Origin of the sequence: Flavobacterium sp. Arc2 (assembly GCF_041431385.1) — a bacterium.
GTDB lineage: Bacteria > Bacteroidota > Bacteroidia > Flavobacteriales > Flavobacteriaceae > Flavobacterium.
In genome coordinates, this window is record NZ_JASMRH010000028.1 from 20363 (window position 1) to 33320 (window position 12958).

General features: G+C 33.3%; 16 protein-coding genes. 6 read left to right on the forward strand and 10 right to left on the reverse strand.

Going from position 1 to position 12958, the window contains the following annotated elements; all coding sequences use genetic code 11:
* Positions 1 to 35: 35 nt before the first annotated feature.
* Together QO182_RS16530 and QO182_RS16535 are read right to left on the reverse strand one after the other, a co-directional pair.
* The gene (locus tag QO182_RS16530; protein ID WP_371539806.1) at positions 36 to 383 is read right to left on the reverse strand and encodes a hypothetical protein; all 348 of its coding nucleotides are present in this window, start codon (positions 381 to 383) and stop codon (positions 36 to 38) included.
* The gene (locus QO182_RS16535; RefSeq protein ID WP_371539809.1) at positions 380 to 1909 is read right to left on the reverse strand and encodes a GNAT family N-acetyltransferase; all 1530 of its coding nucleotides are present in this window, start codon (positions 1907 to 1909) and stop codon (positions 380 to 382) included. Before QO182_RS16535 ends, QO182_RS16530 begins: the two co-directional genes overlap by 4 nt.
* Positions 1910 to 2126: 217 nt before the next feature.
* Here QO182_RS16535 and QO182_RS16540 point away from each other — a divergent pair, with 217 nt between their 5' ends.
* Positions 2127 to 2459, forward strand: a complete 333-nt coding sequence (locus QO182_RS16540) for a single-stranded DNA-binding protein (RefSeq protein ID WP_371539810.1) — start codon at positions 2127 to 2129, stop codon at positions 2457 to 2459.
* A gap of 91 nt (positions 2460 to 2550) precedes the next feature.
* On the opposite strand, the gene QO182_RS16545 is transcribed toward QO182_RS16540, so the two are convergent.
* The 8 genes from QO182_RS16545 to QO182_RS16580 form a co-directional block, all read right to left on the reverse strand.
* Positions 2551 to 2727: a hypothetical protein gene (locus QO182_RS16545; RefSeq protein WP_371539812.1), complete on the reverse strand. Its 177-nt coding sequence runs from the start codon at positions 2725 to 2727 to the stop codon at positions 2551 to 2553.
* A 62-nt stretch (positions 2728 to 2789) separates the two neighbouring features.
* A complete protein-coding gene (locus tag QO182_RS16550) occupies positions 2790 to 3293 on the reverse strand; it encodes a ferritin (protein WP_371539814.1) in 504 nt (167 codons plus the stop codon).
* A gap of 39 nt (positions 3294 to 3332) precedes the next feature.
* The gene (locus QO182_RS16555; RefSeq protein ID WP_371562873.1) at positions 3333 to 3962 is read right to left on the reverse strand and encodes a CatA-like O-acetyltransferase; all 630 of its coding nucleotides are present in this window, start codon (positions 3960 to 3962) and stop codon (positions 3333 to 3335) included.
* 202 nt (positions 3963 to 4164) lie between these two features.
* Positions 4165 to 5421: an OmpA family protein gene (locus tag QO182_RS16560; RefSeq protein ID WP_371562874.1), complete on the reverse strand. Its 1257-nt coding sequence runs from the start codon at positions 5419 to 5421 to the stop codon at positions 4165 to 4167.
* A 237-nt stretch (positions 5422 to 5658) separates the two neighbouring features.
* On the reverse strand, positions 5659 to 6345 hold the full coding sequence (locus tag QO182_RS16565) for an HAD family hydrolase (RefSeq protein WP_371539821.1): 687 nt from the start codon (positions 6343 to 6345) through the stop codon (positions 5659 to 5661).
* A 44-nt stretch (positions 6346 to 6389) separates the two neighbouring features.
* Positions 6390 to 7265, reverse strand: a complete 876-nt coding sequence (locus QO182_RS16570; RefSeq protein ID WP_371562877.1) for a DMT family transporter — start codon at positions 7263 to 7265, stop codon at positions 6390 to 6392.
* A 93-nt stretch (positions 7266 to 7358) separates the two neighbouring features.
* Positions 7359 to 9416, reverse strand: coding sequence for a methionine--tRNA ligase (gene metG / locus QO182_RS16575; protein ID WP_371562880.1), 2058 nt, complete (start codon positions 9414 to 9416; stop codon positions 7359 to 7361).
* Positions 9417 to 9832: 416 nt separating this feature from the next.
* Positions 9833 to 10477 (reverse strand): type II CAAX prenyl endopeptidase Rce1 family protein, encoded by a 645-nt coding sequence (locus tag QO182_RS16580; RefSeq protein WP_371562919.1) that lies wholly within the window; start codon positions 10475 to 10477, stop codon positions 9833 to 9835.
* Positions 10478 to 11172: 695 nt separating this feature from the next.
* On the opposite strand from QO182_RS16580, the gene QO182_RS16585 reads away from it, so the two are divergent.
* The 5 genes from QO182_RS16585 to QO182_RS16605 all read left to right on the forward strand — a co-directional run bounded on the left by QO182_RS16585 (position 11173) and on the right by QO182_RS16605 (position 12917).
* Positions 11173 to 11490, forward strand: a complete 318-nt coding sequence (locus QO182_RS16585) for a hypothetical protein (protein ID WP_371539830.1) — start codon at positions 11173 to 11175, stop codon at positions 11488 to 11490.
* Between the two features lie 13 nt (positions 11491 to 11503).
* The gene (locus QO182_RS16590) at positions 11504 to 11668 is read left to right on the forward strand and encodes a hypothetical protein (protein ID WP_371562883.1); all 165 of its coding nucleotides are present in this window, start codon (positions 11504 to 11506) and stop codon (positions 11666 to 11668) included.
* Positions 11661 to 12020 (forward strand): hypothetical protein, encoded by a 360-nt coding sequence (locus QO182_RS16595; RefSeq protein WP_371562884.1) that lies wholly within the window; start codon positions 11661 to 11663, stop codon positions 12018 to 12020. Before QO182_RS16590 ends, QO182_RS16595 begins: the two co-directional genes overlap by 8 nt.
* Before the next feature lie 114 nt (positions 12021 to 12134).
* Positions 12135 to 12305 (forward strand): hypothetical protein, encoded by a 171-nt coding sequence (locus QO182_RS16600; RefSeq protein ID WP_371562887.1) that lies wholly within the window; start codon positions 12135 to 12137, stop codon positions 12303 to 12305.
* Between the two features lie 72 nt (positions 12306 to 12377).
* A complete protein-coding gene (locus QO182_RS16605; RefSeq protein ID WP_371562889.1) occupies positions 12378 to 12917 on the forward strand; it encodes a hypothetical protein in 540 nt (179 codons plus the stop codon).
* Positions 12918 to 12958: the final 41 nt, after the last annotated feature.

Genomic DNA, 12958 nt, shown 5'->3' on the forward strand with positions numbered 1-12958 from the left:
TTTTTTCATATTTTGGGAAATTGGGGGGTGTGGTATTAAGTGTCTTTTTTGACTAACATATAGTAATCATTGTCTAGTAGCATGTAGCCTAAGTCATATAGGAAATAGTAGGTATTCCCTGTTTTGGTATTCAGTATATTAGTGAAGAATTCAAAATCAAAACCTTTGCTAAGGAGTTTTGCTCGCGTTGTTTTGGATTTTCCGTCGGGATTAAGTTCAGATAGAATGCGATAATTTTTGCGCAACTTGTTATTGATGTTGCGCATGTAATTGTTACTGTCTTTGTTGATTTTGTTATTATAGGCATTGCGACAACCATCGCTGCAGAATTTTTTATCCTCTCGACCCACAATTTTCTCACCACATTCTAAACAATTCTTCATGATTTTAATTTTTTCAAACTATATAAATCGTGTCTTCTGTCTTTCATTGTGTTTACACTTCCATGCTCGTGTAATTCCTTTAGCAGATTAATGTCGACGTCAACAATTAAAGTCATCTCTGTATTAGGTGTTGCCTCTGCTTTGATTCCGTTACTAGGAAAAGCAAAATCAGAAGGCGTATAAACTGCAGCTTGTGCATATTGAATATCCATATTATTTACTTTTGGTAAATTCCCAACACAACCGGCAATAGCTACATAACATTCGTTTTCAATAGCTCTTGCTTGCGCACAATGTTTTACACGCGTGTATCCGTTTTGAGTGTCCGTTAAGAAAGGAACGAATAAAATATTCATACCTTGATCTGCCATTAGACGAGAAAGTTCTGGGAACTCCACATCGTAACAAATTACGATTCCTATTTTTCCACAATCAGTGTCAAAAGTCTGAATAGTGTCGCCGCCTGTAATTCCCCAATGAAAAACTTCATTTGGTGTAATATGGATTTTACGGTACATTTCGTTTGTACCATCGCGTTTGCAAAGAAAACCTACGTTGTATACGTGTTCGTTTTCTATAAAAGGCATACTTCCTGTGATGATATTGATATTGTAGGAAATCGCAAATTCTTGAAATTTTAATTTTACAGCTTCGGTATGCTTGGCTAATTCTCTAATCGCTTCTGCCTCCGACAAATGGTTGAAATCAGCCATTAATGGCGCCGTAAAAAACTCTGGGAACAAAGCAAAATCACTGCCGTAACCAGAAACGGTATCAATAAAAAATTCGGCTTGGTCAAAAAGAGCATCTAAATTAGTTAACGAACGCATTTGCCATTGAATTAATCCTAGACGTACTACGCTTTTTGTAGTGTTAATTAACTTTGGGCTATCATCATAATAAATATTGTTCCATTCTAATAAAACAGCATATTCTAAAGACTCTGTATCGCCTTCAAGGTAGTTTTTAAGGACACGAAGTTCATGGAAATCATTGCTTAGCTGAAAGGATAAAACAGGATCGTAAATTTCTTTTTTCTTTACTTTTTCGATATAAATTTTAGGGGTAATTTCATTTTTAAATTTTCCGTAATTAGGGATTCGTCCCGCAAAAATGATAGATTTTAGATTCAATTGTTCACATAGTTCTTTTCTAACATCATACAAACGACGACCTAATCGAAGTCCGCGATATTGAGGATTAATGAAAACATCAATACCATATAAAACTTCTCCTTCAGTGTTGTGCGTTGAAAACGAAAAATTTCCTGTAATTGCTTTATAAGAACGGGTTTTAAAAGCGAAATCTTCTGTAACTAATAATGATAGTGCTGAACCAACGACTATTCCATCTACTACTATTACCAATTGCCCTTCAGGAAATTTCTTTAATAAAAGTTCTATTTGATCTTCTTTCCAAAATGACTCTGCCATTTCTGGATAAGATTCAATCATGGATTTTTTTAATTCTTTATAATCTTCAGTTTTTAAGTTACGTAACTCAATTGACTTAATATTTGCTGGCATAAATGGTGTTTATTTTTTGCTAAGATAAGAAAAATAGTATCCGTTTACAAACGGTTACAAGTATTTACAACCGAAAGTAATTGAACGTTAACCGAATAAATTTTTCAAAGTATCTAATCTTTGCAATGTCGAAATCAAACAACAATGATTTTAATAATATAAACCACAAAAAGAATCTGAAATGAGTTCAGATTATAACATTTAAATTTTACACGCCATGAATGCATTAAGAAACAAAGTACAGTTGATCGGACATTTAGGAAATGATCCAGAAATCAAAAATTTTGAGGGAGGAAAAAAACTAGCCACTTTTACATTAGCCACTAATGAGAGCTATAAAAATGATAAAGGAGAAAAAGTAGAGGAAACGCAGTGGCATCGATTAATTGCTTGGGGAAAAACGGCCGATATTATTGAGAAATTCGTTACTAAGGGTAAAGAAATTGCAATAGAAGGGAAGTTAGCTCACAGGAGTTATGATGACAAAAATGGGGAGAAACGCTATGTTACTGAGGTAGTCGTAACGGAAGTCCTTTTGTTAGGGAAGTAGTCGTTTATAGATTATTGAAAAGTCCCGGTTTACAGTTTTTTTAAACGTGTAAGCCGGGACTTTTGTTTTTATTAGGGAACGTAAATGTTGTTTATAGTCTTGGGAGATTATTAAGTAAATCAAATCCAGGACACCGTTTGCATCTTTTGTGTTCTCCTTTTTTATATTTTTCACAGCATTCAGACTTAAGGCCTTTTTCATTCTTGCCGTTTTCAAGGAGTTTGTTTTTATCCTTTTTGGATTCTTTATTTTTTTTCTTTTTACCCAATTTGTAAAAATTTAAAACCAGAATAAAGAGGTCTTTTATTTATATACTGTAAAACGTTTTTATTATTTAACTCCCTTCACATTTGGTTGTTGAATGTCCCTGTCAAATAAGTACAAGCCTCCTTTGTCGTCGCCTATCAGGTGGATCTTATCTAATATGTTTTTAGCTTGTGCTTCTTCTTCAATTTGTTCTGCGACGAACCATTGTAAAAAATTGTGCGACGCATAATCCTTTTCAGTAAGGGCAATATGAACCAGTTCGTTTATAGCATTGGAAACAAAAACTTCATGTTTGTATAGTTCTTCAAACATTTCCTGGAATGTTTCATAATTTGTTTTTGGCGCTTTTAATTCGGTAACTTGAGCATGACCGCCACGTTCATTTATGAATTTCATTACTTTAAGCATATGGATGCGTTCTTCATCTGATTGGGCATACATGAATTTCGAAATTCCTTCTAACCCATTAGTTTCAGACCAAGAAGCCATAGAAAGATATATTTGCGAAGATTCGGCTTCGATACGAACTTGTTTGTTCAGTGCTGTTTCAATAGTTTTAGATAACATAATAAAGGTGTTTCTTGTAAAGTTACAAAAAAACGAGTACTACTGATTCATGATTTCTTGAAAAAAAGCTACAAATTGGGACAAATGTAAGCCGTCCATTAATCCGTGGTGTACATGAATTGACATGGGCATGCTTCTTTTTCCAGTTTCTAAAACTGTCATTTTACCAAAAGAGATCTTGGGGCAACTATCTGGAAAAGTATAACTTCTCGCATGAGATAAGGAAGTAAAGTTTAGCCATGGTATTGCCGAAAAGTGAATTACGTTATCGTTTTCAAACGTTCGAGTAAAAAGTCCGGTAGTATTCTGAATACGCTCAATTTCAGCTAATGCAGTTTCTTTAAAGACATTGAAATCAGGGTTGTAACGTATTAAAGAGAAGCCAAAAGTGCCGTCTGCACGACCTATAGTTGCTGAAGCGTCAATGCGATCGTAAATGTATATTTTGTCTTCTAAAATACGGTATCGAAAAGGCTCGTTGCTATTGACTGCGACTAATGTTTTGTGGAGATAGTATATGAAAAAGGAAGCTCCTAGTTCTTTCGATTTTGTATAGGCATTGGTACAATCAATAGCTATTGTAGCGCCAAAGAAAGGTTCTTCAAATTGTTTAAAAAAATGGAAGTGTTCCTTACGGGGCCAATTATCGAGATCTAAAAGTGTTTTCAAATTTTTTAACTTTATTTAGTAGTCAAAAGTACAGCAATTCTTTTAATTACGCCTTTAATTTATAAAGTAAGCTAAAGCTTGGGTAATAGTATTACATTCTTTTTTACGTTTGTTAAAAGAGGAGTGTAAAAGGAAAGATAAGATTATAAAAAAAGCCCTAAAAGGAATTCCTTTTAGGGCTTTTGTATAATCTAAGAATAAATTATTTTATTCTGAAAGTAACTTTTCTAACTAATTTTCTAGCACCTTCTGAATCTTTTTCAACTGAAGTATCTTCACCAGCAGCGATTACATTCAATCTATTAGCATCAATATTAGCTTTCATTAAAATCTTTTTAACGTTAGCTGCTCTTGTATTAGACAATTTGTCATTGTAAGCAGATCTTCCGATTTCGTCAGCATGACCAATAATATCAACAGATGCAGTAGGATTGTTTCTTAAGTAAGTTAAGATAAAATCAATACCTTCAGTAGATACAGTTGTTGGGTTTGTTTTGTCAAAATCAAAGTAAGTAGCTACATAACCACCGTTGATTAAGCTTTTAATCAATTCGTTATTAGTTACTGTAGATTTATCGTTTTTGTTAACGTAGTTTGCTAATAAATAGTTTTCTAATTCGTCAGGAACGTTATTGTTATTTAAATCAATAGCTCTACCTTTAGAATCAACCATCACACCAGAAACTGTGTTTTTTTCAAGATCTAAATAATCAGCAACACCATCTTGATCAGTATCAATCAACATAGTTTCAAGGTTATCAACTCTTTCTGTTAAAGCTGAAACATCTTTATCTACAAGAGTAATCCAGTCAGCATGTTTAGCATTTTTACCTAAGTAAACTGTTACACCTACAGTACCATTAAAAAGAACTCCACCGAATCCTCTTGAACCAACAGTGCTTGCAGCGTCAAAAGCAAGTTGTTGCTTAGCGTTAAGGATAGTTGTGAAATCTCCTGTTAAAGCAACTCTGTCAGATAATTTAATTTGACCAGTTACACCAGCCATGAAATTACCCATTCTGTCTTTTTTATAAGTAGGATTTTCGTTTTCTAAAAATGATAAACCAAAACCAGCATGACCTAATAAGCCAATTGTGTTAGTCCAAGTTTCGAAATTCATGATTCTTCCTAAGTTAGCTACACCTTGAAGGTCTACTCTATAGTATTTTGAATCAAAACTTCTTGAATCTTCACCTTCTTTAAAACTATTGTATCCAAAATCAGCTTTTAAACCAAATTTGTTGTTAAACATGTATCTAGCTCCTAAGTCAGCTACATATGAGCTTGCTACTGCAGTTCTATAACCTGCTGTCATAGGTCTCATTGGTTTGTTAAGTCCGCCAGCTAATTCAACTGACCATTTGTTAAATTCAGGATTAATCGTTTTTACAGGCTCAGTTTGAGCTGATAATGTTGCGAATGCCGAAGCACAAATCAACGTAAGTATTACTTTTTTCATTTTTTTCTATTTATTAGAATTTGTGCAAAAGTAACTCATTTTGTTTAATAAGAATTTTCGAACAGTAAATTATATAAAAATTAAAGTAAATTCCATAAAAAAAGGAAAAAAATGTAAAAATACCAACTTTATATTGCGTTTTTATTAAGGTAAAAGGGGTTTTTTAGGGCGATTTCATTTTCAATTCTGGGACTCATATTATTTAGCACCAGTTTTTTAATAGGAAAATGCACTTTATTACAGCTGTTTTAACACATCAGATATTTTTTCGTAGGCCATAAAATTTTCATGTACTATTTTGTGATCAATTTTTTCGTGCGCCCAAGTTGTATGAAATGGGATATGAACGGCATGCCCGCCGATGGCCAGAACCGGTAAGACATCTGATTTTAGAGAGTTTCCAATCATGAAAAACTCCTCAGGTTGTATTTCCAATCGTCGGATTAAGTCGCTATAATCGATTTCTTGCTTATCTGACATCACTTCGATATGGTGGAAATATCGCCCTAATCCTGAGTTGTGTAGTTTTCTACGTTGGTCTAGTAAATCGCCTTTGGTGGCAACAACTAGTTTATATTTTCCGTGTAAGGCTTCAAGAGTATCTTCTACGCCTTCTAATAATACGATAGGTTTTTCAGTTAATTCTTTACCGTACTGTATTATTTTTTCAACAACTTCAATAGGGATTGTATTATTAGAAATGGTCATCGCAGCCTCAATCATTGAAAGAATGTAACCTTTGATACCGTAACCGTATAATTTTAAGTTATCAATTTCTATCTTAAACAATTCTTTTGAAATCCCCTGATGTGATAGATAATCACTCATTAAACTACAGAATTTTTCTTCTGTTTCGGCAAAATAGGTTTCGTTAATGAATAAAGTGTCATCTGCATCAAATGCAATTACTTTTAAATTTTTCATGTTATTTTTTTTTGGTTCCAACGAGGAATCCTCATTAGAATTTGTTAACTGTTTTTTATCGAAAGTGTTTTGGTGTAAAAGGTAATTCGGATACCTAAAAGTAAAATAAGACCACCAATAATCATATTTAAGGTAATTTTTTCATCTAGAAACAACCAAGCTAAAATGGATGTAATAACAGCTTGCGCCAATAAACTCAGCGAAACTCTTGTGGGGCGCATACTTTGCGTCGCATAACTAATCGATAGCCAAGCCATCAATTGACACACTACCGCCTGAATGAGTAAAACGAACCAACCCATATCTGAAAAGCCAGAAAAAGGTTCGTTCATCCAAATGCATACTATGGCTAAATAGACCGTGGATGCCAGCAAACTGATGGTCATAAAAGAGAGTACGTCCATTTGAGAAAGTACTTTTTTACTCACTAATAAATAAATAGAGTAAAATATCCCTGATAATACGGCCAGAATAAAAGCGTTATCAAAATCCAATTCGAGAAAAAATTTAAAACCCACTAACATTGCCATTCCAAATAATGCCACTGTTGTTCCAATCCAGAAATTAGTTGCAGGCTTCGTTTTTAAAAAAACATAGGAAATAATACCCACCCATAGTGGGGACAAATTAGTAAGCAAGGAAGCTTGAGTAGCACTCGATTCTTGAATAGCAATATTCCAAACGGCCACATCTGAGGCAAATAATACGCCACAAAGTATCGCTAGTAGTAAATATTTTTTCTCAGGAAGCTTAAATTTTTTAGTAATAAGAATATAAGGCAGTAATAAGGAAAAAGCAATTGCCATTCTATAAAATGCCGAAATCAAGCCGGGAGTTAGTCTTAGTTTAACTAATATTGGAAAAATAGAAATACAAAGTATTCCAAAAGCGAGAGCTAATCTTGGTTTTGCGTCGGTCATTTTTCCTGCTATTAACTATTAAAAACACGAATTTCACGAATTTTTACCAATTTATTAGTGTCAATTCGTGAAATTCGTGTTTTAATTTTTTAATTAATTTATAGTCTCACCATTCGCTGCTTCAGTATCCGGATTTACAAAAACTAATTTCCCTTCAGTATTAGTGGTCATTAAGATCATTCCTTGACTTTCTACACCGCGAAGATTTCTTGGAGCCAAGTTCACCAAGACAGTTACTTTTTTACCAATGATGTCTTCTGGTTTAAAACTCTCTGCAATTCCTGACACAATCGTGCGAACGTCGATTCCAGTATCTACTTTCAAGATCAAAAGCTTGTTTGCTTTAGGCATTTTCTCTGCTTCCAGAATGGTTCCAACACGCAAATCCATTTTTGAGAAATCATCAAACTGAATCGCATCTTTCTGTGGTTCTGCTTTTTTGTTTTCGGCAATGTTGGCTGTTTTTGTAGCTTCCAATTTGTCTATTTGTTTCTGAATTTCCTCGTCTTCAATTTTGGCAAAAAGCAATTCAGCTTCACCAATTTGGTGTCCAGATTCAATCAAATCAGATGTTTCTGAAATTGTAGCCCAAGATAATGGAGATTCTATTTTTAATATTCGTGATAACTTAGTTGCTGTAAACGGTAGGAATGGTTCGCAAAGCGCACTCAAAGCAGCTGCAATTTGAAGGGCTACATACATTTGTGTTTGTACACGGCCTTCATCGGTTTTTATCATTTTCCAAGGCTGTTCATCAGCCAAATATTTATTTCCTAAACGCGCTACGTTCATCAATTCGCCCAAAGCTTCACGGAATCTATATCGTTCAATAGAACTAGAAATTACTGCTGGATAGGCTTTCAGCTCTGTTAAAGTCGCCTCGTCTACTTCTGAGAATGTGTTCGGACTAGGAACAATTCCGTTGTAATATTTATTGGTTAAAACCACCACACGATTAATGAAATTTCCAAAGATCGCTACCAACTCATTATTATTTCTAGCCTGAAAATCTTTCCAAGTAAAATCGTTGTCTTTAGTTTCTGGTGCATTAGAAGTTAGAGCATAGCGCAAAACATCCTGCTGACCTGGAAATTCCTCTAAATATTCGTGCAGCCAAACCGCCCAGTTTTTAGAAGTCGATAGTTTATTTCCTTCTAAGTTCAGAAACTCATTTGCAGGAACATTGTCAGGCAAAATATAAGATCCTTCGGCTTTCAACATCGCAGGGAAAATAATACAGTGGAAAACAATATTGTCTTTCCCTATAAAATGAACCAACTTAGTGTCTTGATCTTTCCAGTACGGCTCCCATTCTTTTCCTTCGCGCAAAGCCCATTCTTTCGAAGATGAAATATAACCAATCGGTGCATCAAACCATACATATAATTTTTTTCCTTCGGCACCTTCAACGGGAACATCAATTCCCCAATCAAGGTCACGCGTTACCGCACGAGGCTCAAGTCCGCCATCAATCCAAGATTTTACTTGTCCGTAAACATTGGGTTTCCAGTCATTTTTATGCCCAACAAGAATCCATTCTTTTAAGAAATCTTCGTAACGATCCAAAGGTAAAAACCAGTGCTTCGTTGACTTCATAATAGGAGTTTCTCCCGTAATAGTAGATTTTGGGTTTATTAAATCCGTAGCGTTCAAAGTCGAACCACATTTTTCGCATTGATCACCGTACGCTTCCTCGTTACCACATTTTGGGCAAGTTCCTATAACGAAACGATCTGCTAAGAACTGATCTGCCTTTGCATCATACAATTGCTCGGTTACTTGTTCTATAAAATCGCCTTTTTCATACAATGTTGTAAAAAATTCTGATGCCGTATCATGATGAATTTTAGCCGATGTTCTAGAATAATTATCAAACGAAATTCCAAAGTCAATAAACGATTTGCGAATAATTCCATCATACTTATCAATTACTTCTTGCGGAGTAATTCCTTCTTTCTTGGCTTTCATAGAAATTGCCACACCGTGCTCGTCGCTTCCGCAAACAAACAAAACGTCTCTACCTTGCAATCGCAGGTAACGAGAATAAATATCTGATGGTACATAAACACCCGCCAAATGGCCAATGTGAATAGGTCCGTTTGTATAAGGCAATGCCGCTGTAATCGTATATCTTTTTGGATTCTGTATCATATAATTATTTTTAGATTCTGAAATTAATTCAGAACGAGGTGCAAAAATATGAAATTATTTATTGTCTTCCTGAGCACAGTCGAACGATTAGGAGCTATTTCCCGCTATTCGTTGCAATCTTTTACTTTTTAAAGAAAAAAGTAAAAGGATTTCCACTGCTATCGGGGCTAGGGATTTGAGATTTACAGAATTTTTGTGTTGATTATACACGTCATTGCGAGGTACGAAGCAATCCCACTTAGTACTTCTATGTCAGTTTTATTTTAAGTTTTGGGGATTTCTTGGCATAATAATATGGTAGGTAACGTATGGAGTTTAGTAAATTGATTTATGATATAAAGTCATTAATGTTTACATCGGCAGTTCAATTCTTATATTACAAGTAGTCAATCAAAGTCATTAATTTTTTATAATTATTATTTAATTGCGAAATATTGGTAACAAACTACCATCAAAAGGGGGATGGTATTATTTATACAGTGCATCAATATTGAATACTTTATTCCGTATTTATTAGCAATATAGCCTAGGTAAAAACCACCTAATATTCTAGGAAAAATCTTTAATACAGTATGCGTATCAAGTATAGGATAGTTGCTTAAATGTAGAAGTCCAAACACGATAGAAGTTAAACATAAAAAGAATAAAAAATAGTTTGATATAAAACGATTGAAAGTTCGTCTAAATTCAAAATTGAAAAATAATATTAGACTTAAAGTGATTAGCCCTAACATTAGTGGTGTTAAAACCCACGATTGTGAAATAAAGGTAAAAAAAATAGCAATTAAACATAATGTCCATAGTATTATATTTAATTTATTATTTACAACAAATAATCCCCTCATTGAAAATTCTTCAATTATAGGGATTATTATTACAGCCATCAGTAATTTTTCAGGCGTTCTTAAAAGTTTTAAATCATCTGCCTGAAATAATGGCTTATTAAATATCAGATACGTTGAAATTAAAAAAACAATGTTGATTACAATAAGAATTAAAAAGAGGTATATAAAGTCGAAGGTCCAGTCCTTCTTTAGAAATTTATTACTAAGCATTTGCATAGTATTTGATTTTTTATATTTCAATAATGTTAGGTTAATCGTAACGATGTTATTAATTTTTAACAACCATGGCAATGGTGAAAATATGTCTGTCTAAAGTTTTTTTGTGAGATTATCTTAATTTGTATCTCATTATTAAAGAGCCTTTAGAGTATAATTAGTCCAGCCTTCAATATCAATTTCCCTTATTTCTTTAGCATTTAACTCAAGTAATTTTAAATTTATGGAATTCATTTTTTTAAGGTGCTGACTGTTTTTTGGAGAAAAGAATTATACACTTGTTTTTGTCTTCGTAAACCTACTAAAAAGATTGTTGATGAATGAATTTTTCTAAGATTAATTTATTGAATTTGTCAGTGAAATTTTCATATTATGAGTTAAGTTATTGGATACAAAAACTTGAAAGTATTTATTTTGTTCTTGGGAATGTTAAATAAAACTGCATAAAAGATTTTCATTGCAATCAGGGCCAGAAAATTGTTTCTCAACAAGTACTTAGCTGGAAATAATAAAAGGATAGCATTAGTTAATGAGATGGTGCAGATCTAAATAAATTATTAAAATTTTGTAACTTTGAATTTAGCTTAAAAGATTAGGAAGGTATTTAAATATCCAAAGTAATATTTCAAGTACAAAGAACTCAAAGTGAAGCTTTAAAATTACTTAAGTGACTTCAGAATATAAAATAAATTCGAATGAATAAAAGTTACATAACATGTTCAGAATGTGGTACGGTTAACTTAAATAATGAGTATTGTAGCAACTGCGGAGCGATACTGGATGTTGTTCTCAAGCGCAGACTTGAACGCGAAAAAAAAATTAAAGAGAAAATTGAGCGAAAAGAAAAAACAAAAAAAGAGCCAAGTAAAATTGAACTATTTTTAAAAAACGGTGCAGAACACCCTAACCTCGTAGTGCGAATTCTTTTTAAAGCCGTGTATTCAATTTGGATTTTCTTTGCAATAGTCATTGGAGCACTTATTTCATTGGTTGTAGCAGCTGCAGCAGGTTAAACAAATAATAGAAATGAAGATATCGAAACAAAATCGCCAGGATACTTTTTTTAAAAGACAGGCTACGAGTGAAAATTTATTGTTGAGAACAGTCACTAAAGTGTTTAGTTCCTCTTGGGGAATAGGAGCGCTTCTAGCAGCTATTTCGGCTTGGACAGCCGGTATTTTGTATGTTTAGAAGAGTTGTTTACATTGTGATGTTGCTGACCGCTATGACAATCTACGTCATGCAGCGATTCAGCTTGCCATTACCTTTTTTGATCAATAATTATGTTAATGATTTGCTGTGTCTTCCCTTATTGCTGGGCGCGATGACCTTTTTAATCAGACGTCTTAAAAAAGATAATTCCTTTCAGTTCTCCATTGGGTTTGTTATTTTTTTGGCTTGCTATTATTCTTTTTATTTCGAATATTATCTACCAAAAGTGAATCCAAGATATACTGCAGACTGGATTGATGTAATTTTATATTTTTCAGGCGGATTTATTTTCTACTTTAGTGAAAAGCATAAAAACACAAGACTTTCGTGATAGTAATTTTTAATAGTTAATTTAAAGGAGAGTAATGTTATCGGTGAGATTTTACCCCTTTCCTGTTATATCGTTATTTATATTTGTAAACGTAATTAATGAAGCTTGTAAATTATGGCAAAAGGATCCGAAAAAAACACTAAAAACAAAGCGTTGCATACCAAATTGCTAAATCGAAAAAACGCAAAATTGCAAGAAGAAAAAAAAGAAAAGGCATTGCGCTTGAAAGCTTTGGTTACAAAAATGAATCAGAAGAAGAATAGTGAGGATTCTGAATCCAAATAAAATTTTACTTGAGTTATTATCCCTCATTATTTTATCCGAAATTTGTCCCCAACTTATTAAAAACAAATCCACATGGAATTCGGTAAAATCATTATTTCAGAAACTGCAGCAGCTAGTGAAAACCCACAAGACGTTATCAACTCTAATATTTCGGTAATCAACTTGATGCGCGAAGAGAAAATAGATGATGATTTAATTCATGAAGATGCGTTGATGAGTTATTATTTAGATTATTATACTTCCCAATATACCGAAGGTAATTTTGCACAGTTTGTGTACAATTCTCAATGGAATTTAGAGCTAAACGAATTAATTGAAGAAGGTTTACAATTGCTTGGCGCTGAAAAGCATTTGGAATTATTCCAGCAGCAATGCAAAAAAGTCAAATTGATGAGTAGCGTTAAGAGAGATAAATTCTTTAAAGGAAAACTAGAAGGAGTAAATCCAGTAAGAGATTTAATGAACAGTGATACTTTTTTCGAAATAGAAGAAAACTTAGTGCACCTAAATGCTGATTTTTTGAAATCTCATCCAGATCTAGAAGTGCTTTCGGTAGATGATATGTTTGCAGTTCTTGAAGAATTTGTAGGACATGAGATAAAAAGAGCTTAGTTATTTAACGGCGATGTGCAAATAAACAGAAAGACCTTAAA